We start from the raw sequence: 20,305 nt of genomic DNA on the forward strand, positions 1-20,305 counted from the left end.
GGTCTGGTGGGTCTGGTGGGTCCGGTGGGTCTCTCGTTTCCGTTTTGCGGGCCTTACGCGGCCTTCCGGCGGTCTTTCGCTGCTTGTGGGTATGTGTGGGCGAGGTGTGGGTGGGCTGTGCTCGGGTGGGTGGACAGTTTTCGCCCAGCGGTACGAAGCTGCTACTCACCGGCGTGACAATTTCCGGGGTTTATTGAACTGACGCCCTGTCACATCGTGATCGGAGCCTGGGAGGACTCGGGCGTATCGGGGCGCCGCCTGCCACGCACGACCAAAGCGGCGCCCACGGCGGCGAGGACGAACCCGGCCACAGCGCTACCGATCGGCACCGTCAGCCCCACCAGTCGCAGCAGCCCGCTGTCCTTCTCCGCCTGGTCCACCGCGAACTTCTGCGTCGCCGTGGTGAACGCGAGCTTCTCGCTGTCGAGCAGCACCGCCGCGTCCTCGTCGCCGCCGGGGGCCCGCAGGGTCCGGCGCGGCCCGGTCTGCGCGTAGAGCACCCGTCCCGTGCTCTGGTCGACGACCAGTTCGAGACCATGGTTGGCGTACCACTCCTCGGCGAGCACCTGCGGCCGGTTCGGCTCGTCGACGAGGGCGCCGGGCACGAGACGGGTGCCGGTCTTGGTGGCCGGGACCTTCGCCGTGAAGCGCAGCCCCTCGTAGCCCCGGATCTTCTTCCGGCCCTCGTAGTGGAGCGTCACCGTCGCGCCGAGCGTGTTGTCCCACCAGCGGTAGGAGCGCTTCTGCACGTCGAAGGGGAACTTCAGGTACGCCTCGCCCTCGATGTACGGCTTCTCGTCGCAGCAGTGCACCGGCCGGTTGGTCTTCCGGTCGCTGACCCAGCGGTGTGGGGTGAAGTCCAGCGCGTCGTGCGGGTCGGCCGCCGGCAGCGACTCGTCCGTGTCGACCGAGGTGATCACGTCCCACACCGCGGCCCCGCTGCGCTCACTTTCGGCCACATTGCCGCGCACCCGCTGGGTCACGGTGATCTTCTGGTCCGGAACGGTCTTCACCTGCTCCACGTCGAAGACGCTGCCCGTGCCGGTGTAGACGGCGGTCGTGTCGATGTCGATGGGATTCACGGCGGCCCGTGGCTGCACGTACCACGCGAGCAGCGGCGCGAGCACCAGCAGGAAGGTGCCGAGGCCCAGCAGGACCAGGGAGATCGGTGAGGCGGTACGGCGCATCCGGGCACTCCAGGGGGCGTTGGGAGGTGCGGCTCGGGTAGACGTGCGGCAAAGACGACGCCAGGGGAAGGTGCGCGTGACGTATGGGCCGGGAACCGTAGGCGGAGTCTTGACGCAGTGTCAATGCATTGCTGACACTGAGTCGGCGGGGTGCCTGGGTGGGGCCGACCTGTCGACCGAGAGGCTGACCCTGCGATGTCCAGACTGCTCGCCGCCGTGCTCACCATGGCGGCCGCCGCCGCTCTCGCGCTGGGGGCCGCGTTCGGCATCGTCGCCCTGCTCGACGCGACGCCGGACCAGCCGAACACGCCGCTCATCACCTACGAGAACGCCGGTCGGGAGCGCTGAGGGGTGACCGGAACCCCGGGAACCGTCACCGTCCGCTCCGCCTGGCACGACGTGCCGCGCCTCCAGGTGCGCGAGTTCGCCGCGATCGCCATGGCCGAGGCCCCCGCCCTCGCCGAGGAGATCCTGGGCGAGATCCGCCGCGAGTACCCGCACCTGCCCGTCGTCCTCGACGACTCCGGCGAACCGATGGCCCTCATCGGCATCCGCCGCGCGATCGAGGTCTTCGTGCAGCACCTGGAGACCGCCGAGGGCCGCCCGCGTGTCCCTCCCGGTGTCTTCCAGGAGTTCGGCCGCGGCGAGGGCCTGCACGGCCGCAGCCTCGACTCGCTCCAGGCGATCTACCGCCTCGGCGTACGCCTCGCCTGGCGGCGCTTCGCGGAGATCGGCCAGCGGGTGCAGATCCCACCGCCCGCGATGTACGAGCTCGTCGACGCCGGATACGAGTACCTGGACGGCCTGGTGGACCAGTCGGTGCGCGGCTACGCGGAGGCGGCTGCCCGGCAGGCGGGCGAGCGTCTGCGACTGCAACGCCGGTTGATGGAGCTGCTGCTCGCCGAGCACCACAGGGGCGACCCGGCCGACGCGCTCGCCGAACGCGCGGCCCGGATCGGCTGGACCCTCCCGGAGAAGGTCGCGGTCGGGGTCCTGTTACGCCCGGCCCGGGAGGCCATGGCACCGGCCGTCGGGCAGGGCGTCCTGCTCGACATGGAGTACGAGCAGCCCCGCATGGTCGTCCCCGAACCGGACGCGGCCGGCCGCCCCGAACTGCTGCACCGCGCGCTGACCGGCTGGTCCGGCGCGATCGGACCGCCGGTGCCGCTGGCCGACGCCGCGAAGTCGCTGCGCTGGGCGGAGGCGGCGGTGCGGTTGATGGAACGGCGGCTGCTGCCCGCCGGGGAGGTGCTGCACTGCACCGAGCACACCGAGGCCCTCGTGCTCCTGCAGCCCGAGGAGCTGATCGACGACCTAGCCCTGCGGTGCCTCGCGCCGCTCGCCCACTGCGGGCCCACGCACGGCCGCCGCCTGGCGGAGACGCTGCTCGCGTGGCTGGAGACGCGGGGCGGGGCGCCGGAGATCGCGACGCGACTTGGTGTGCACCCGCAAACCGTTCGGTATCGGCTTCGCCAGATACGTGAGCTCTGGGGTGACGAGATCGATGATTCCGATCGCCGTTTCGAGTTGGAGCTGGTGCTTCGGGCGCAGCGGTTGCGGGGGGAGCTGGGGGATCCGCGCGGGAGGCGGTGACCGGGGCGCCTGAGAGCTCGGGGGTGCGGGGGCGTCGGCGGCTGCGGGTGGTTCGTGGTTGCTCGCGCAGTTCCCCGCGCCCCTGAAAAGCAGGGGCTGTGCCCCGTGCTTTCGCCCGGCAGCCCCGTCGCCCTTTCAGGCCCGCAGGGCCTGACGCTTTTAGGGATGCGGGGAACTGTGCGAGAAGCCCCACCGGAGCCGCACCCGACAGCGCACCCCGCCCCCACCACACCCCTCTCGATCGTCCGCGGTTATTGCCCGGTCAACGCACTATGACTAGCCTGTGTTCGTCATGCCGATCGACCGTTGAAATTTCGAACACCGCCGCAGACAGCCAAACCGCAGACAGAACCGACTGACAGAGGAAGGGGGCCGGCCGTGGGACGCCTCGTACCTGCCGTGACCCGGGCGCTCGACATATTGGAGCTCTTCCTGGACGGGGACGGCACGCTGTCCGCCCCCGACATCGTGCGCAGACTCCAGCTGCCCCGCACCACGGTGCACGAGCTGGTCACCACGCTCGCCGCCCGGGGCTACATCGTCCAGGTGCAGGGCCAGCCCGGGCGCTACCGCCTCGGCGTCCGCCCGTACCAGCTCGGCAGCCGTTACGCCGAGCAGCTGGACCTCGCCGCCGAGGGCCAGCAGGTGGCCCGGTCCGTCGCCGAGACCTGCGACGAGACGGTGCACGTGGCGATCCTGGAGTACACCGACGTCATCTACATCGCCAAGGTCGACTCCACGCACGCCGTGCGCATGGTCTCCGCCGCCGGCCGCCGCCTCCCGGCGCACTGCACCTCCGTCGGCAAGATGCTCCTCGCCTCCCTTTCCGAGGTCGAGCTGAACGCCCGCATCCCGGACGACGCCGACCTGCTCGCCATGACCCCCAACAGCATCACCGACCCGGCCGCCCTGCGCGAGGCCCTGGCCCGGATCCGTGAGCGGGGTCTCGCCGTGGAGAACCGCGAGTCCAACCCGGACGTCTCCTGCGTCGCCGCGCCGGTCCGGGACCGCGCGGGCAAGGTCGTCGCCGCGCTCTCCATCTCCGTACCCATGATCCGCTGGAGCGACGAGCGCCGGATCGAGCTGGAGCAGCTCGCCGCCAAGGGCGCCGCGGAACTGTCCGAGCGCCTCGGCCACCGGAGCGCGGCATGAGCGCGCACACGAGTAACTCGGGGTACGAGGTCGCCGTCCGCGAGTACGCGACCCTCGGCGAGGGGCCCACCTGGGACCCCGCCGCCCAGCGCCTGATCTGGATCGACATCCTCGGCTCCCGGGTCCACACCTACGACCCGGCCTCCGGCCGCCGCTCGGTCCTCGTCACCGAGCAGCACGTCGGCGCGGTCAAGCCCCGCGCCGGCGGCGGCCTCGTCCTGAACCTCCGGGACGGCGTCGGTCTGACCGACCCCGACGGCACCTTCCGGTGGCTGCACCACGAGCCCGTCCCCGGCCGTCGCGCCAACGACGCTGCCGTCGCCCCCGACGGCTCCCTCTTCGCCGGCACCATGCGCTACGACGAGGCCCCGGGCGGCGGCACTCTGGCCCGCTTCACCGCCGAGGGCCTCGCCACGACCGTCCTCGACGACGTCGCCGTGAGCAACGGCACGGGGTGGAGCCCGGACGGCCGGCTCATGTACTACATCGACTCGCCGACCCGCCGGATCGACGTCTTCGACTACGCGGACACCGGGGACGGCGTCCGCCTGCCCGTCGACCGGCGTCCCTTCGTCACCATCGAGGACGGCGGCGGCTTCCCCGACGGACTCACCGTCGACGCCGAGGGCTGTGTCTGGGTGGCCCTCTGGGAAGGGGCCGCGGTCCGCCGCTACACCCCGACCGGCACCCTCGACCGCGTCATCAGCCTCCCGACGCCGCGCCCCACCGCCTGCGCCTTCGCCGGCCCCGACCTGACCGACCTCTACGTCACCACGGCCCGTACGGGAACGGACACCCCGCACCCCCTCTCGGGCTCCCTGCTGGTCGTCCCGGGAGCGGGCAAGGGCCTGGCCCAGCCGGCGTTCACCGGCTGAGCCCGCGGGCCGAGTCCCCACCTCCCCGTGACCGAGGAACGCCGGCCTCCCGGCGTCGGTGTTCCTCGGTCTGCTCTCCTCGCGGGCCTCACCCGGTCACCCGGTCACCCGTTCACCCGGTCACTCGGCCCTGCCTCCGGCGAACGGCGTGGTCCGCCACTGCTCGACGGCCGGCCCGAGGTACTCCACCAGCTCGGGCAGTTGGGGTACGAGCGTGAGGGAGGCGATGATCCGGAGCATCCCGACGGCGTTCACGAACCTCAGGACGTCCTGGTCCAGCGGTCTCGAACCGTTGCGCCGCGCTCCCCGGTCGTAGGCGGCCTCGTGGTCGGGCCCGAGAGCGGCCAGGTCCCACTCCACGGGGCCCAGGGTGACCAGTTCGAAGTCCGCGTACAGGTCCCCGTGCACGCCGGCGAAGATGTTCGCGGGCGGAGAGTCGCCGTGGACGGGCTGGAGGCCGATCCCCGGGAACGCCGCTTCGAACGCCGGGCGGGAGCGCACCAGAGGTCCGAGGACCTGCCACTCGCGTCGGGCCCGGTCCAGTTCGGACGCGCCGATCAGGCTGGGGAAGTCGTCCAGCAGAGCGAGGCTCTCCGTGACGAAGCGGGGGTCGGCGGCGGAGAGGAACGACAGCGGGCCCGGGTAGGTCCTCATCGCGGCGTGCAGGTCGGCGACGCTCTCGGAGTTCGCCACGTAGTCGGGTTCCCTGTCCCGGTCCTCCTCGACGAACTGCCAGAACGTCATCGAGAATCCCGCGCGCCGAACGGGTTCCCGGGGCACGAGCGGGCTGGGCGCGATCACGGGGATTCCCCGGTCGGCGAGCCAGCGTGCCACGTCCAGTTCCGCCCGCTGGCGGCGCCCGAGGGAGTCGAGGCTCTCGCTGTGCGGCAGGACGGTGGGGATCCGGGCCACGACCGGGGCGGGCGCGAGGTGGACCACGACGGAGAAGACGTCATGGAGGACCCTGGCCTCGGTGACGTCGAGTCCGAGATCGCGGCCCGCGCCGACAGCCGCGTCGACGGCGGAGGCAGTACGGGAGGAAGCCATGCGCCCACCCTACAAGACGATGCGTATCGTCTTCAGTCGTTGGCGTGATGCCGCCGGGAGGGGACCCGCACCGAGACCACGTTCTCGACGACGGACCTTCACTCACGCGCGGGTACGCCGCTCTCCGCCGGGGAGGCGGCGGCGAGCGCCCTGACCGCCTCGATCTCGGCCGGCTCGCGCAGCACCAGCGACACGGCCTCGATGTCCTGCAGCAGATCGGTGGGATCGGAGGAGACCCTGAACTCGGGGAAGGACGTACGACCGGACGCCCCCGCCGGATCGCCCGCACCCGAACCCGAAGCGCCGCCCGAACCCGAAGCACCGCCCGAACTCCCACCCGAAGCCACGGCTGTTCCACGGCCCGGGAAGACGAGGGGGCCCGTGAGGAGCGCGGCCGTGGCCGTGGCCGTTTCCTCGCTCTCCGGCGACCTCCGCCGTGTCGCCACCGCGTCCTGGATGGCCACGGCCGCGGCGAGGGCCTTCGCCCGGCCGGCCTCGTGCCCGAGGTCCAGCGCGGCGTCGTACGCGCGGCGCCGCAGATCCTCGTCGAGGTGACGGGTCAGCCGGAGGAGGGCGTCCCGGATGAACGTCTCCCGGCGGGTGAGCCGCAACTCCGGGGTGGCGCGCAGCGCGAAGGGGACACGGGAGTCGTCGACGGTCCGGGTCAGCAGGTACAGCGGGCGCAGTCGCCGATGGCTCGTGCGCACCCGCCAGCGGTCGTGCAGATACTGACCGCTGTGCGGCAGGATGAACCCCACCGCGATGCAGATGGCCGCCAGGGCGGCGACCGGCGGTGCCACGTCCGTGCTCAGCCAGTTCAGGTCGTGCCCCGTCCAGCGGGCCACCACCGCCGTGAGCTTCGCGGCGTCGAACACCAGGTTGAGCGCACAGCCCAGCCCCAGCGCCTGCAGACCGCCGCGCAGCCACACGTCCAGGCTCTCGGCGCGGACCCAGTTCCGTATCAGCCGGTAGGTGATCAGACAGGCCGCCGTGTGCGCGACGAGGTAGAGCAGGATCTCCTCGCGTATGAAGGGCGTCGTGGCGTAGTACGTGTCCAGGTCGCGCAGCCGCTCGCGGGGGACGTCCGCCAGCGCGAACAGCACCCACAGGACGACGATCACCCCCGCGTACACGGCGACGACCCACCGCATGAGCCGACGGGTCGCCGCGGAGCGGTCGGCGGGGCCGTTGCGCCAGGCGACGATCAGCAGCAGACAGCACGCGCAGAACGCGGTGATCAGGGAGTACACCCAGGGCGCGGCGACGTTCGGCACGCCCACGACCCGGTTGGTCCACGCGATGACCGAGGGCACCGCGAACACGAACACGAAGCAGGCGAGCAGCAGCACCCCGCCGACCGCCCGCAGCAGCGAGTCCCGCCACAGCTTCACGATGCTGGGCAGTTTGAGCACCAGCGCGGCGGTCAGGACGGCTGTGGGGATCCAGAAGGAGATGTACAGCTCGCCGAAGAAGTCGGCGGGGCCGGTGGAGCCGAGGGCCCCGGTCGTCGTCGCGGGCACGGCCGTCCCCCTCATCTGTCGTGCCGGCGATAGCCCAGGGACGCCTGGATGGCCTGCCCGACGGGGCCGCCGGACCCGGCTGTTCCGGTCGCTCCGGCGGATCCGCCCTGGCCGGTGTCCACCCAGGAACGGAAGGCGGTCGCCAGCCGGTGGCCGAAGTCCTCGGCCTCCTGCTCGTCCCCCTCGTGCGAGCCGTTGCGGGCCGCGATGGGCGTACCGCCCTGTCCGAGGGCGGCCGACAACTCGGGGGAGAGCGGCGACAGCGCGGACACGTGCTCGCCCGGCGAGCCCGACCTGCCTGTCGAGCCCGACCTGCCCGGCGTGCCCGACCCGCCCGGCTCCGCGGGCGCGAGCGCCGCGCCGTCCGCCCCCGGCAGATGGTGATGGCAGTGCCCGGCGTGCATGTGCCACAACTCATGCCCCAGGATGACCAGTTGCTGCACGGTCTCGGCCCGCTCCTCGACGATCACCAGATCGAAGTCGGGGAACTCCATCCACAGTCCGGTCACCCCGATCCCGTCCGGGAACCGCTCGAACCGCAGCTCCACCGGCCGCCCGCCCCGCCGCGCGCTCATCTCCGCACACAGCGCCGCCCCCAACTCCTGTACACCGACGGGCGCGTCGAGCCTGCCCCGCACCGCCTTGCTGAGCCCGGCCGTCAGCTTGCGCATCTCGGCGGTGGACCGCGACGGCACCAAGGCGCCCCGCACCCTGCCGAAAACCCCGCGCAACCCGCCGGCCCCGGTGCGCCGCCCGCCACGGCTCATCAACGGGCCTCCTCGTCGTCGATGCCGAGCAGCCCTTCGAGCATGACGGCGAGCGCCTCCTGCTTGCGACGGGTGAGCCGCTGCCCGCGCAGCGCGAGCGTGACGACCCCGTGCCGGGTGGCGAACTCGACCAGCGGCCCGTCGACGTCCGTGTCCTCCTCAAGTCCCGCGAGGACACGACCGAGTTCCCGGTTCAGCACGGTGGCCGCCGGGTCGGTGAAGAAGCGGACGCCCTCCTCGATGCCGAAGAACTCCGCGAGTTCGGTCAGATCGGGCACGTTCGGCATCTTCCTGCCGAGCAGCAGCTGCCGGGCCCACTCGGGACTGATCGAGAGCCGCTCCGCGACCTCTCTGCCGACCTCCCCGGCCCGTTTGCCGCTCCGCGCGACATACGCCTCGTGCACCGCCCGCACCCGCCGGCGCACCCGGTCGTCGACCCGGTCCGCCTCCGGTGCGCCCCCGTCGAGCAGGGCCCGCACCTCGTCCTCGCCGAGGGCCGTACGTTCCGCCAGGGCCGCCACGCCGAGAAGCCGGCCCCGGTCGGCACCGGCCTCCGCGATGCGGGCGTCCAGTCGCGTCAGGGTCTCGGCAAGGGGATCGGGAAGCGCAGACACGCGCCGACCCTACGTGCCGCCGCCTGCCCACACCACGAGATTCCAACGATCGTTGAATTCCGGCCAACGATGGTTGTGCTACCGGGAAGAGGATGAGATCCGCGCTCCTCCAGGGGCGCGGGGAACTGCGCGAGCAACCACGAACGACCCGCACCCGCCCGTCGACAACGCCCGGCAGACACGCAGGCGCACGCCCCGTCCGGCCGCGAGACCCCATTGACTGGCCCCGACATCGACCATAGCGTCCCGTTCGACGCGACGAGCACCATCCGCAATACCGAACACCGAGTACTGAGGGGCCGCCCCACATGACCCGCACCGCCCGCTTCACCCTCGACCCCGCTTTCAAGGTCGGCGAGGTCAACCCCCGCCTCTTCGGCTCCTTCGTCGAACACCTCGGCCGCTGCGTCTACACCGGCATCTTCGAACCGGACCACCCCGCCGCCGACGAGGCGGGCCTGCGCACCGACGTCCTGGACCTGGTCCGCGAACTGGGCGTCACCACGATCCGCTACCCCGGCGGCAACTTCGTCTCCGGCTACAAGTGGGAGGACTCCGTCGGCCCCGCCGAGGACCGCCCCCGCCGCCTCGACCTCGCCTGGCGCTCCACCGAGACCAACCGCTTCGGCCTCTCCGAGTACATCGCCTTCCTGAAGAAGATCGGCCCCCAGGCCGAGCCCATGATGGCTCTCAACCTCGGCACCCGGGGCGTCGCCGAGGCCCTGGAACTCCAGGAGTACGCCAACCACCCCTCCGGCACCGCCCTCTCCGACCTCCGCGCCGCCCACGGCGACAAGGACCCCTTCGGCATCAAGCTGTGGTGCCTGGGCAACGAGATGGACGGCCCCTGGCAGACCGGCCACAAGACGGCGACGGAGTACGGCCGCATCGCCGCCGAGACGGCCCGCGCGATGCGCCAGATCGACCCGACCGTCGAACTGGTCGCCTGTGGCTCGTCCAGCCAGTCCATGCCGACGTTCGCCGCCTGGGAGGCGACGGTCCTGGAGGAGACGTACGACCTCGTCGACCACATCTCCCTGCACGCCTACTACCAGCCCGAGAACGGCGACATCGACTCCTTCCTGGCCTCCGCCGTGGACATGGAGTCGTTCATCGACAACGTGGTCGCCACCGCCGACCACATCGGCGCGAAGCTCAAGTCCAAGAAGAAGATCAACCTCTCCTTCGACGAGTGGAACGTCTGGTACATCTCGGAGTGGCACGCGATCGAGAACTCCGGCGCGCGGGACTGGGCGGAGGCCCCCCGTCTGCTGGAGGACAACTACAGCGTCACCGACGCCGTCGTCTTCGGCTCCCTCCTCATCGCGCTCCTCCGGCACGCCGACCGCGTCACCGTCGCCTGCCTCGCCCAGCTCGTCAACGTCATCGCCCCGATCATGACCGAGCCGGGCGGCCCGGCCTGGCGGCAGACGACGTTCTTCCCGTTCGCCCAGGCCGCGAAGTACGGGCGGGGCGAGGTGCTCGACGTACGGGTGGACTCGCCGACGTACGAGACGGAGAAGTACGGCGAGGCGGATCTGCTGCACGCGACGGCGGTGCGGGCCGAGGACGGCTCGGTGACCGTCTTCGCGGTCAACCGGGACCGTACACGGCCGCTGCCGCTCGAAGTCGCCCTGAACGGCCTGGAGCTGACCCGCGTCGTCGAGCACAGCGTGCTGGCCGACGCGGACCCGGACGCGCGGAACACGCTGACGGAGCCGGAGCGGGTCGCTCCGCGGGTGGTGGAGGGTGCGTCACTGGAGGACGGCGTGCTGAGCGTGGTGCTCGAACCGTTGTCGTGGAATGTGATCCGGCTCGGCTGACGGGTCGGCCGGGTGTCCGGCGTGGTCGACAATGTTGGCCATGAGGATCTCGGCACGGGCGGATTACGCCGTACGCGCGGTACTGGAAGTCGCCGTACGGCAGGACGGCGGTCCGGTGAAGGCGGAAGTCATCGCGACCGTGCAGGAGATCCCGCACAAGTTCCTGGAGGGCATCCTCGCGGACCTGCGGCGGGGCGGAGTCGTCACCAGCCGGCGGGGTGGCAGCGGCGGTTACCGACTCGCCAGGGACCCCGCCTCGATCACCGTCGCCGACGTCATCAGGGCGGTCGACGGCCCCATCGTCTCGGTGCGCGGCGAACGCCCCACCGGCCTGACCTACACCGGCTCCGCCGAGCCGCTGCTGCCGCTGTGGATCGCGCTGCGGGCCAACGTCCGCCGCATCCTGGAGGGCGTCACGGTGGCCGACATCGCGGCGAACGCGCTGCCCGAGCCGGTGAAGGAACTGGCGGCGGAACCGGCGGCCTGGGAGAACCCGTAAAAGGTCTCCGCCCGGTCCCCGTGCACAGGATCGTCACCTCCTCCTCAGCCTTTCCTCAGCTCGATCTCGTACCGTTGCCGTTCGGCTCATCCCTACTCAACCGGTGGGAAAGCCAGGGAACGGTGGCGGCGACGGAGACGGAAGACGGGACGAAGGACGCATGCGGACGCTGGTACTGCTCGCGCTGGCGGGCCTGGGCGCACAGCTCGTGGACGGCAGCCTGGGCATGGCCTACGGCGTGACCTCGACGACGCTGCTGCTCGCCATGGGCGCCAACCCGGCCGCCGCCTCGGCCACGGTGCACCTCGCCGAGATCGGTACGACCCTGATGTCGGGCGCCGCGCACTGGCGGTTCGGGAACGTGGACTGGAAGGTCGTCGCCAGGATCGGCGTACCGGGCGCGGTGGGCGCGTTCCTCGGCGCGACGGTCCTCTCGTCGCTCTCCACGGAGATCGCCGGCCCGCTGATGTCGCTGATACTCCTCGGCCTCGGCCTGTACGTCCTCTCCCGCTTCACCCTGCGCGGCCTGCCCGAGGAACGCCTCGGTCGGCCGCTCCGGAAACGGTTCGTGTCCCCGCTGGGCCTGGTCGCCGGCTTCCTGGACGCGACCGGCGGGGGCGGCTGGGGCCCGGTCGGTACACCGGCACTCCTCGCGAGCGGCCGCATGGAACCCCGCAAGGTCATCGGCTCCATCGACACGAGCGAGTTCCTCGTCGCGGTCGCCGCGAGCCTGGGCTTCCTCTTCTCCCTCGGCTCCCAGGGCCTGAACTGGGCCTGGGTCGCCGCGTTCCTACTGGGCGGCCTGATCGCCGCGCCGATCGCCGCGTGGCTGGTCCGCCTGGTCCCGCCGAGGGTCCTGGGCTCGGCGGTGGGCGGAGTCATCATCGCGACGAACACCCGCACCCTCCTGAACAGCGACTGGATCGCGGCGTCGGGTGCGGTGAGCACGGTGGTCTACTTGGCGGTGTACGGCCTCTGGGCAGCGGCCTTGACGTACTCGATCCGGGAGCACCTGAAGGAGAAGGCGACGACCGCTCCCGCGCGCGTCGGGCGCACGGGGGACGGCGCGATCGGTCAGGAGGAGCCGGTGGCAAGCCGTCGATGACGGACGGCTGGTCTGCCCGGACGTTCTGACGTCAGCCCGGTTCGAGGCGATCGAGTGCGGCACGAACCCGGCTGAGCCCCTCCACTCTCCAGTGGCTCCGGTTGGGCATCCGGTCGTTCCGGCGCCAGCGCCAGGCCGAGAACATCGCCCAGTTCAGGGCGCGGCACCGGTGGATCAGGCCATGGTCGGCCCCCGGGTAGCGCTGTGCCACGTCCTCGGGCGCGTGGGCGAGGTCGAACTCGACCGGTCCACGGCAGCACGTGGCGAGGTCCACGAAGAGTGGGCCTCGCCACGTGTTGAGGAGGTTGCCCGGATGGGGCTCGCCGTGCAGGAGCTGCTCGCCGGCCTGCTCGACGCCGAGCGCGGTGCGCAGCCCACCGAGTGTGTCGCTGAGGAGTTCCCGCTCGGCATCGGGCAGTTCGGGGGAGCGCTCCCGGTCGTTCACCTCTCTGAGGGCCGCGGCGACTCGATCAGTGACGTGCGGTGCGTCCAGATCGATCCGGCGCAGGACGGCGTGATGCCGCAGGAACGCGTCCGCGTAGTCGGCCGCCGCGATCTCCGCCCCCAGCGGTTCGTAGTAGGTCCACAGCGAGACGGCGAAGGCATCACGCACATGGACCCGTGGCTCGACCCGGGGTTCGAGCTCTGCCACCGGAGCCCCGGCGACGGTGAGACGGCGAGCGACCTCCACTTCGAACTCGGAGTCGGCCAGATGCCCGACAGGCGCGACCCGAACCAGCACATCGCAGGGCGCCAGGCGCAGCGCGACGCGGTCCGAATCATGGACGACGACCACGTCCTCGACCTGAAGGCCCAGACCCGAAGCGGTCGCCCGTCCGGCCTCGACCGCGCGGCGAAGCACCGACGGCTCCATATCGCCCTCCTTGAATCACGGAATCACGTTCGCGGATACATCCGAAGACAGCTCCCGGACGACAGTGAAGACCCACTCCCGGCCCCTGGTGTCACCGTCCGAGCCGAGCGGCCAGGAACACTGCCGCCACCGAGGGGCGGACCGCGTACGTCGCACCCGCCCGCCCCTGAGGGGCCTCCCACCAGACGAACGGGTAGCGTCGTTCGCTGTTGTCATGCGCCCTGCTCATCCCGGACAACACGCCCGCGACCCGACGCGCCGGATCGACTCCGTCGGCTCCGCACAGAGCCTCGTCCACGAGTTCTGTGCAGTGGATCTCCCGGCCGGGGTTGCGCAGCAGATACTCGAACACCTGCATAGCCTGCGGCGACAGTTCACCCAGGAAGACGGCGGCGCGTTGCAGGTCCGCAGGCCCCCATTCCGTTCCGCTGTGCCCTGCCTCCCCCGAGTGCTTGCCCCATCGCTCGTTGTCCTCGGCCAGATACACCGTCATATCAACCCCACACCCAGGTATTCGGGCCCCCATACTGCCCGCCCCCGAGCGTCACGAGTCGAGTCGTGTCCCCACGCGCAGGAGCAGCAGGTCGAACTCAGGGCCATCGGCGGTGTTGCGGTACGGGCCCGCGTACTCGTAGCCGAGTCGGGCGTACAGGTCCTGGCCGCGACGGTTGGAGGGTAGGGCGAGAAGGGACGACCAGGACGGGGCGATGGTCTTGAGGAGTTCGGCGTGGAGGCGGGAGCCGATGCCCTGGGACTGCCAGGGCGGACGTACGGCGAGTTCACACAGGCCCATCAGCCGCTCCGTCCGGGCGGCCTCGGGTACCTGGTCGACCAGGTCGGCGCCGAACCAGTACGCCGCGTCGCACGGGAACGCGTACCCGAACCCGACCGCCGTGCCGGCCGCGTACGCGACGACCAGAGCGAAGCCGGCGTGTTTGAGGTGCCCGGAGAGCTGGCGGTGTAGTGCGGGGACGGAAAGCCCGAGTGCTTCCGCACCTGGTGTGTCGACCAATTCCGGGTGGGCATCGGCCCAGATGTCGGCGACGACGTCCACGAGTGGGGGACCTGACCTGGGCCATAGGACCGGATCACCACATCGGCGCGGGTGCTCGGGGTGGTCACCGTCTCCTCCTCAGCCAGTACGGGCGATGGCGCGGTACTCCTCCAGCCACTCAGCGACCGCAGGTAGCTTCGAGTGCCGCTGGAGCGCGCTCTCCACGTTGTGCAACTGCTGGAGCAGACGGTCGGAACGTACCTGGGGCACATAGGCGAGCACTCGCTGGGCTGCTTCGGCCGCAGCTTCGGGCTCCGGCCGGTTGCTCACAGCATGTTGGATCGCAACGTCGGCTGTGTACAGTGCCTTGTTCCGCGTGAACCGGTCGCCGTGCAGCATGACGGCCTGTTCGGCTCCGGCAGCGGCTCGTTCGTGCTGATCGAGGTCGGCACGGGCGAGTGCTTCCAGCCCGGCGAGTTCGGCCGGGGTGTAGAACTCCAGCCATTCCGGTCCGCCTCGGCAGGACCCCTGGAGTAAAGATCGTGGGCGCGGACGATGGCCCGATCTGCCGCTCCGGCGTCGCCGAGCAGGGCCCAACCACCCGCTTCGCGCATCGAGAAGAGGCTGAGCATCCGGGCGGAGCCGTATGTACGGACCGCGTTCTGCGCGCCCTGAGCGGCGGATACGGCTTCCCTGGGCCGCCCGCTGGCCTTGGCGAGCAGGGAAAGGCAACCGAACGCATGTCCTTCCAGAGCTGGGTCGTCCGCCAACCTCGCGGCGGCCAAGGCTTCGCTGTAGAGCGAGCGGGCGTCAGCGGCACGACCGGAGTCGTAGCTGAGCCACCCGGCGGCGATGGACAGGTGCCCGGTGGTGGAGGGCAACCTACGCCCCGTCGTATCGGTGAACGATCCTGCCGTCAGTCGGTCCAGGCCTCACCCGGAACCGCGCGCATCGTGAGTCGGGCGTAGATCCCTGGATGCAGGGACGCCTTACCCCAGCCGCACCGCCAGCGTGACCTCCGCCCCTGCCCCCGCCCCCGTCACGTCCGTCGTCACCGTCAGGCGGTCCGTGACCAGGTCGGCCAGCCAGAGGCCGCGGCCGGGGCAGGTGTCGGTGAGGCCGGGGAGGAGTTCCGGGATGGCGGGGGTGAAGCCGGGGCCGTCGTCGGTGATGCGGCACTCCAGCTCGTGGGGGAGGAGGCGTAGTTCGAGTCGGCCCTGACCGCCGGCGTGCTCGACCGCGTTGGCCGCGATCTCGCTGACCGCGAGGGTGAACTCGCCGAGCCGTACACCGCCCAGGCCCGCCGCCGCGGCCGTGTCCTCGACCTGGGCACGCACCTGGGGGAGGTTCTCTCCGGTGAAGTGGCGTTTCAGCAGGAGCGTTTCGCGAGGGAGGACCGGGGCGTCACCGCCCGCTCCGCCCGTCGTACGGGCTCCGCCGTTTCTCTCCCCGCCTGGCATCAGGCCGCCTCCTCTCGATGGGTGTCGATGGCTACGGGCACGGGGCGCTGGGAGTCAAATGCGAACTGCCGCACAGCGCCCACGCTAGCCGTGCTCGCCCGATGAGTACCCAGTGGATCGCGAGGACATCACACCTGGTCGTAACCGTATGAATTCGATCGAATGATGATCGATTTCGCCCGACCTCGGCTGATCGGTTTCCGTCCACCGATCAGCCGAGGGGCCTTTCCGGGGCAGCCCGCTTCCACCCCCACCGTGGGTGGAAGCGGGCTGGGCGACGTACATATGCGGGTCCGGTGTGTGGCTGCGTTGGGCAGGTCCTGCAGGTCTGCAGGTTGGCGGTGTGGGGTCGGTGGCAATCTGTGGAGCTCCGGGTGTAGTGACAACCACTCAGGAGCCGACCCTGAGTTGGTCGCGCTGGATCTGGTGGGCGAGGGCACGACGCACAGAGGCTGATGCGGGGGCGGTGGCCTTCGCGGGGAGGTCGAGACCGCGACTGATCTCGTCGTATGCGTTCCGGTAGCTGCTGGGCATCTCTGCCTGGTGCAGCATCAGGTCCTCTTCGACGAGGCGCCGCAGCTCGTCGACGTTCTGGGGTGTGAAGCGTTTCTTCCCTCTGGCGATGGCGTGGACGTAGCGCGTGCAGCGCGCGGTGTCGTAGCTCTCGGAGATTTCCTCAGCGAGGCCCCAGAGGCGTCCTTCGAGCCAGGGCGCGTCGTGTTGGTCGAGAGAGAGCTTCGTGGGGGGTAGTGGGTCGCCCGTCTTGTACTTCGTCACCTGCTTGGACACGGCGGGCTGACTCATGTCGGCGAGCTGGGCGATCCTGTCCTGGGTCCAACCGAGGTCGGCAAACAGCTTGATCATTTCGGTGCGTAGTTTTCGCATCTCCTCGCCCGCGCGGATGACCTCGTTCATGCCCGCGAGTATCCGCTCAGCCTGTTCCTCGGTCAGCGTCTCGGGATTCTGGTGTGTGTCCTTTTCGCCTGCCACAGCTCGGTTATATACCCGAGTGAGCAGGCCGCCATAACCAGGTTGTACAACCTGGTTATGGCTGACAGGATCCGCGGCATGCCTACCTTCTGTGCACCTGACGGAACGCAGCTCGCCTACCGTGTGATCGGAGACGGCGACCCGGTCGTCTGCCTCCCCGGAGGCCCCACGGACTCCCTCTACCTCGGCGACCTGGGCGGCCTGTCCACGCACCGTCAGTTGATCATTCTGGATCTTCGCGGCACCGGCCGGTCCGCGATTCCCGACGACACCTCTTCCTACCGCTGCGATCACTTGGTCGACGACGTCGAGGCGCTGCGTGAACACCTCGCACTCCCTCGTATGGACCTGCTCGGCCACTCCGCCGGCACGAACGTTGCGACGCAATACGTGGCCCGGTTCCCGAAGAACGTCAGCAAGCTCGCCCTGATCGGTCCCAGTCCCCGAGCTGTTGGCATCGCGATCAGTGCGGAGATGCGACGCGAGCTCGCGCAGCTTCGTGCGAACGAGCCCTGGTTCCCGGCGGCGTTCGCCGCTCTGGAGGCGATCACAGAGGGCACGGGCAGCGACTGGGAAGCCCTCGCTCCCTTCTTCTGGGGCCGCTGGGACGCCGCGGCACAGAACCACCACGCGTCCAGCCAGCCGGAGAACAAGGAAGCTGTCGCTTTCTTCGCGGCCGAGGGCGCGTTCAACCCGGAGACCACTCGTGCGGCGCTCGCTGCCTGCACGGCCCCCGTGCTGCTGCTCGCCGGAGAGTTCGATTTGAACAGCCCCCCTCAGTCGGCGGCCGAGTTCGCGGCGCTGTTCCCCCATGCCACGCTCGTGGTGCAACCGGGAGCGGGCCACTACCCCTGGCTCGACGACGCCGACCAGTTCGTGGCGACCACTGCGGCATTTTTGGGATGAAGACCTCCGTCCGCGACTGGATATCACCCTCGTGCACGGTCCGGCCCCGGGGATTCAGACCTGGAGCAGCTCCAGCGCCTGTCGCAGGTTGTGTTCGGCGATGCCCGCCATGAAGGCCCGGTCGGGGAAGTCCCCGTCGAGCAGTCGCAGGGGCCCCGCCGTCAGTGAGAGCCGCTGCGCGAGCATGTAGAGCGCGAGCCGGTCCTCGTCCAACCCGGCCGCCTCCAGCGGCCGGTAGTCGTCGTGCAGCCGAATCCGCAGGAACACGTGCTCCCACTCGACGTCGAAGTACATCAAGCCCTCGATGTCGATCGCCACGGGGTTCCCGTCCGCGTCCACCAGGACGTGGTCGGGCCCCAGTTCGCCGTGCACGACCGCGTACTCCGCGCGCGGCCGCACCGCCGCCGCCAGGTTCAGCAGTCGCTCCTCCAGCCGGTCGCGCGCGCCCGCGATCCGCGGATCGCGCGAGGCCGCCTCGGCGAGGTCCCGCAGCGCGCGGTCGAGCACCACGCCCTGGCACGACGTACCGCGCGAGGTGCCGCCCGCGTCGACCACGGCGGCCTTGCCGTACGCCGGTGCCCGGTGAGCCCGCATCGCGGCCAGCGACTCCGCGAGCCGGGCCATGACCGGCGCGGCCGCGCGCCGGTCGCGCGCGAGCAGCTCCTCCAGGCTCTCGCCCCGGAGGTCCTCGACGATCGCGAGATCGGACGGGTCGTGGGCGCCGTCACCGACACGGTCGACGAGACGGATCGCCGGGACGCGGACACCGAGCGCGGCCAGCCGCGCGTGCGCGGCCTCGAACAGATCGAGCCCGAGGCCGGGGGAGAACGGGTCGGTGAGGTCGTCGTCGCCCTCGGCCGCCGGCCAGTAGTTCTCGGCGTCGTCCCACAGGTAGGCGACCGCGGTCGTCGCGTCGTCCATCACCAGGCGGTACACGCCCTTCTTGCTGCCGCCGGCGAGCCGCTCGACCGCCTCCAGCCGCCGCCCGCCGCCCAGCGCGGCCCGCGCGGCGCCCGCCAGCCGCTCCTTCGTAGGCGCTCCTGGTGCCACGTTCCGTACCGCCTCTCCGCCGGGACAACCCGCGCACCTTACGGGAGCATCGACGCGCGGACGACCGGTTTACTCCTTCCTGCGCTGCCCCGATCCGCTACCGCGCCGCCTTCGCGATCGACTCCAGCACCTCGCGGGGTTTGCCGTCCGGGGTCACCGCCTTGCCGATCCGGCGGCGGATCTCGGTGGCCACCTCGGACCAGTTGGTCTCGGCGACGGGGTAGAGGCGGAGGTTCTGCAGGGTGTCCAGGCCGTTCCACAGGGGCTTGTGCGCCTTGTCGGCGCGCATCGCGTCGGCTGCGGACGTGGTGACGGGGAGCAGTTCGTACTGGGCGGCCTGCTCGGTCACGTACTTGTCGGCGTAGAGGAAGTCGAGGAACTGGCCGATGGCGGTGCGGTGGTCGTCGTTGCGGAAGGCGACGACCCAGTCCGCGGTGCCCATGGTCGGTGTCTCGTCGCCGTCGCGGCTCGGCAGCGGTACGGCACCGTAGGGCACGGAGTCGGAGGAGTCCTCGATCTGGCGGATCAGTGACAGCGGCGCGTTGACCATGGCCGCCTCGCCGGTGAGGAAGGCCTCGACCGCGTCCGACCGGTTCAGGTCACCGGGCGGGACCGGGCCGGTGAGACCCTCGCCGATCAGGTTGTCCTTCAGCCAGGTCAGCGTGGCCACGTTGGCGGCAGACGCGATGTCGTAGCGGTTGGTGGAGTCGGTGTAGCCGCCGTCGCCGGCCAGCAGCCACATCAGCGTCTCGGCCTCCGCCTCCTCCGGGCCGAGCGGCACGGCGATCGGGTACTTCACGCCCTGTGCCTTCAACACCCGTGCGTCGGCGACGAGTTCGTCCCACGTCGTCGGCGGCTCCAGGCCCGCCGACGCGAACAGGTCCTTGTTGTAGTAGAGCAGCCGGGTGCTCGCGGTGAAGGGCATGCCGTACTGGGCCCGGTCCATCTGCCCGGCGTTCGCGAGGCTCCGGACGAAGGAGGCCTGGACGGGGACCGACAGCACCTCGTCGGCGCTGTAGAGGAGGTCGCGCGCGGCGTACTCGGAGTAGCTGTCCGTCTGCACGATGTCCGGTGCCTCGCCCCGCTCGACGAGCTCGGCCACCTTCTCGTCGACCTCGTCGGGGTCATGGACCTGGACGTCCACGTCGATCCCCGGGTGTTCGGCACCGAACGCGAGGGCCACCCGGTCCCAGTAGCCCTCGGAGTTCTTGCGGACGCTGTCGCCGTAGTTGGTCGCGACGACCGTCAGGGAGACCCTCCCCGACTCCGCGTCCGCGTCACCGCCGCAGCCGGACAGCCCCGCCGCGAGCCCCAGCGCGGCCGTGACCGCCACGATCGTCCGGGCGTTGTGGCGCACGGTCCACCCACTTCCAGCTTCCTACAGGAGTCATGATCGGGCTTGATCGTATGGTGCGTGCCGGTGTGTACGGGGCCGCGGGCGTTGCGTTTTGGTTCCGACGGCGTGACGGCGACCTGGATCGACCGAGATGTCCCCCCGCCGACAGGAAGTACGGAATCGGCGCCACGGCCGTTCACTCGGCACACCACGACAGGCCGACGCCCCCAACGGCAGCCCGTGCGGGGCCCGTTGCGGGCGTCGGCCTCATGCGATCCGGGAGGCGAGCCTCATCCCACCTGGTTGTAGACCCCACCCGCCGCCGGCCATCCCTGGGGTTCCTCCAGGGGCTCCGGCTGGGTGCGGCCGCGTACCTGGGCGGCGGTGAGGCCCTGGGCCGCGCCCATGGTGCGGCGGCCCTGGGCGGCGGCCGCGAGACCCGGCATGCCGGTCTGGGCGACGGGCTGGAGGCCGGGGGCCGGCATGGCGGGTCTCGCGGCCGCCGCCCAGGGC

At 70.8% G+C, this 20,305-nt stretch carries 22 protein-coding genes and 1 pseudogene; 8 read left to right on the forward strand and 15 right to left on the reverse strand.

What is annotated here, in order from left to right:
- Positions 1 to 209 precede the first annotated feature (209 nt).
- Positions 210 to 1,187: a DUF3068 domain-containing protein gene (locus tag P1P70_RS20700; RefSeq protein WP_319239920.1), complete on the reverse strand. Its 978-nt coding sequence runs from the start codon at positions 1,185 to 1,187 to the stop codon at positions 210 to 212.
- 195 nt (positions 1,188 to 1,382) lie between these two features.
- On the opposite strand from P1P70_RS20700, the gene P1P70_RS20705 reads away from it, so the two are divergent.
- From P1P70_RS20705 to P1P70_RS20720, 4 genes are all read left to right on the forward strand, one after another.
- Complete coding sequence (locus P1P70_RS20705; RefSeq protein ID WP_177261771.1) at positions 1,383 to 1,535, forward strand: hypothetical protein; 153 nt, start codon at positions 1,383 to 1,385, stop codon at positions 1,533 to 1,535.
- 3 nt (positions 1,536 to 1,538) lie between these two features.
- Positions 1,539 to 2,780, forward strand: coding sequence for a helix-turn-helix domain-containing protein (locus P1P70_RS20710; RefSeq protein ID WP_319239922.1), 1,242 nt, complete (start codon positions 1,539 to 1,541; stop codon positions 2,778 to 2,780).
- A gap of 378 nt (positions 2,781 to 3,158) precedes the next feature.
- Positions 3,159 to 3,932, forward strand: coding sequence for an IclR family transcriptional regulator (locus tag P1P70_RS20715; RefSeq protein ID WP_319239924.1), 774 nt, complete (start codon positions 3,159 to 3,161; stop codon positions 3,930 to 3,932).
- Entirely contained in the window at positions 3,929 to 4,807 is an 879-nt protein-coding gene (locus tag P1P70_RS20720; protein WP_319239926.1) for an SMP-30/gluconolactonase/LRE family protein, read from the forward strand. Before P1P70_RS20715 ends, P1P70_RS20720 begins: the two co-directional genes overlap by 4 nt.
- Before the next feature lie 120 nt (positions 4,808 to 4,927).
- On the opposite strand, the gene P1P70_RS20725 is transcribed toward P1P70_RS20720, so the two are convergent.
- From P1P70_RS20725 to P1P70_RS20740, 4 genes are all read right to left on the reverse strand, one after another.
- Positions 4,928 to 5,854, reverse strand: a complete 927-nt coding sequence (locus tag P1P70_RS20725) for a phosphotransferase (RefSeq protein WP_319239928.1) — start codon at positions 5,852 to 5,854, stop codon at positions 4,928 to 4,930.
- Between the two features lie 98 nt (positions 5,855 to 5,952).
- On the reverse strand, positions 5,953 to 7,389 hold the full coding sequence (locus P1P70_RS20730; protein ID WP_319239930.1) for an MAB_1171c family putative transporter: 1,437 nt from the start codon (positions 7,387 to 7,389) through the stop codon (positions 5,953 to 5,955).
- On the reverse strand, positions 7,386 to 8,141 hold the full coding sequence (locus P1P70_RS20735; protein ID WP_319239932.1) for a toxin-antitoxin system, toxin component: 756 nt from the start codon (positions 8,139 to 8,141) through the stop codon (positions 7,386 to 7,388). Before P1P70_RS20735 ends, P1P70_RS20730 begins: the two co-directional genes overlap by 4 nt.
- Positions 8,141 to 8,755: a transcriptional regulator gene (locus tag P1P70_RS20740; RefSeq protein ID WP_319239934.1), complete on the reverse strand. Its 615-nt coding sequence runs from the start codon at positions 8,753 to 8,755 to the stop codon at positions 8,141 to 8,143. Before P1P70_RS20740 ends, P1P70_RS20735 begins: the two co-directional genes overlap by 1 nt.
- A 308-nt stretch (positions 8,756 to 9,063) precedes the next feature.
- Here P1P70_RS20740 and P1P70_RS20745 point away from each other — a divergent pair, with 308 nt between their 5' ends.
- The 3 genes from P1P70_RS20745 to P1P70_RS20755 all read left to right on the forward strand — a co-directional run bounded on the left by P1P70_RS20745 (position 9,064) and on the right by P1P70_RS20755 (position 12,182).
- On the forward strand, positions 9,064 to 10,578 hold the full coding sequence (locus tag P1P70_RS20745; RefSeq protein WP_319239936.1) for an alpha-N-arabinofuranosidase: 1,515 nt from the start codon (positions 9,064 to 9,066) through the stop codon (positions 10,576 to 10,578).
- 40 nt (positions 10,579 to 10,618) lie between these two features.
- A complete protein-coding gene (locus tag P1P70_RS20750) occupies positions 10,619 to 11,077 on the forward strand; it encodes an Rrf2 family transcriptional regulator (protein WP_319239939.1) in 459 nt (152 codons plus the stop codon).
- 160 nt (positions 11,078 to 11,237) lie between these two features.
- On the forward strand, positions 11,238 to 12,182 hold the full coding sequence (locus P1P70_RS20755; RefSeq protein ID WP_319239941.1) for a sulfite exporter TauE/SafE family protein: 945 nt from the start codon (positions 11,238 to 11,240) through the stop codon (positions 12,180 to 12,182).
- 31 nt (positions 12,183 to 12,213) lie between these two features.
- Here the strand turns inward: P1P70_RS20755 and P1P70_RS20760 are convergent, their stop codons facing one another.
- The 7 genes from P1P70_RS20760 to P1P70_RS20790 all read right to left on the reverse strand — a co-directional run bounded on the left by P1P70_RS20760 (position 12,214) and on the right by P1P70_RS20790 (position 16,425).
- A complete protein-coding gene (locus P1P70_RS20760) occupies positions 12,214 to 13,056 on the reverse strand; it encodes a phosphotransferase (RefSeq protein WP_319239943.1) in 843 nt (280 codons plus the stop codon).
- A 91-nt stretch (positions 13,057 to 13,147) separates the two neighbouring features.
- On the reverse strand, positions 13,148 to 13,549 hold the full coding sequence (locus tag P1P70_RS20765; RefSeq protein ID WP_319239945.1) for a DUF6416 domain-containing protein: 402 nt from the start codon (positions 13,547 to 13,549) through the stop codon (positions 13,148 to 13,150).
- A gap of 51 nt (positions 13,550 to 13,600) precedes the next feature.
- Positions 13,601 to 14,110 (reverse strand): GNAT family N-acetyltransferase, encoded by a 510-nt coding sequence (locus P1P70_RS20770; protein ID WP_319239947.1) that lies wholly within the window; start codon positions 14,108 to 14,110, stop codon positions 13,601 to 13,603.
- 78 nt (positions 14,111 to 14,188) lie between these two features.
- The gene (locus P1P70_RS20775; RefSeq protein ID WP_319239949.1) at positions 14,189 to 14,380 is read right to left on the reverse strand and encodes a hypothetical protein; all 192 of its coding nucleotides are present in this window, start codon (positions 14,378 to 14,380) and stop codon (positions 14,189 to 14,191) included.
- Positions 14,377 to 14,931 carry a hypothetical protein gene (locus P1P70_RS20780; protein WP_319239951.1) on the reverse strand — a complete coding sequence of 185 codons (555 nt, stop codon included), beginning with the start codon at positions 14,929 to 14,931 and terminating at the stop codon, positions 14,377 to 14,379. The genes P1P70_RS20775 and P1P70_RS20780 overlap by 4 nt, the downstream gene beginning before the upstream one ends.
- A 108-nt stretch (positions 14,932 to 15,039) precedes the next feature.
- The gene (locus P1P70_RS20785) at positions 15,040 to 15,510 is read right to left on the reverse strand and encodes an ATP-binding protein (RefSeq protein ID WP_319239953.1); all 471 of its coding nucleotides are present in this window, start codon (positions 15,508 to 15,510) and stop codon (positions 15,040 to 15,042) included.
- A 390-nt stretch (positions 15,511 to 15,900) separates the two neighbouring features.
- Positions 15,901 to 16,425 carry a sigma-70 family RNA polymerase sigma factor gene (locus P1P70_RS20790; RefSeq protein ID WP_319239955.1) on the reverse strand — a complete coding sequence of 175 codons (525 nt, stop codon included), beginning with the start codon at positions 16,423 to 16,425 and terminating at the stop codon, positions 15,901 to 15,903.
- A 153-nt stretch (positions 16,426 to 16,578) separates the two neighbouring features.
- Here P1P70_RS20790 and P1P70_RS20795 point away from each other — a divergent pair, with 153 nt between their 5' ends.
- Positions 16,579 to 17,406, forward strand: coding sequence for an alpha/beta hydrolase (locus P1P70_RS20795; protein WP_319239959.1), 828 nt, complete (start codon positions 16,579 to 16,581; stop codon positions 17,404 to 17,406).
- A gap of 54 nt (positions 17,407 to 17,460) precedes the next feature.
- Here P1P70_RS20795 and P1P70_RS20800 read toward each other — a convergent pair whose 3' ends face one another.
- From P1P70_RS20800 to P1P70_RS20810, 3 genes and pseudogenes are all read right to left on the reverse strand, one after another.
- Complete coding sequence (locus tag P1P70_RS20800) at positions 17,461 to 18,342, reverse strand: phosphotransferase family protein (RefSeq protein WP_319239961.1); 882 nt, start codon at positions 18,340 to 18,342, stop codon at positions 17,461 to 17,463.
- Between the two features lie 211 nt (positions 18,343 to 18,553).
- Positions 18,554 to 19,813, reverse strand: coding sequence for an ABC transporter substrate-binding protein (locus P1P70_RS20805; RefSeq protein ID WP_319239957.1), 1,260 nt, complete (start codon positions 19,811 to 19,813; stop codon positions 18,554 to 18,556).
- 269 nt (positions 19,814 to 20,082) lie between these two features.
- Positions 20,083 to 20,305, reverse strand: a pseudogene (locus P1P70_RS20810) (histidinol-phosphate aminotransferase family protein); the annotation flags it as partial.

The sequence above is a fragment of the Streptomyces sp. MB09-02B genome (assembly GCF_033794485.1).
Lineage (GTDB): Bacteria > Actinomycetota > Actinomycetes > Streptomycetales > Streptomycetaceae > Streptomyces.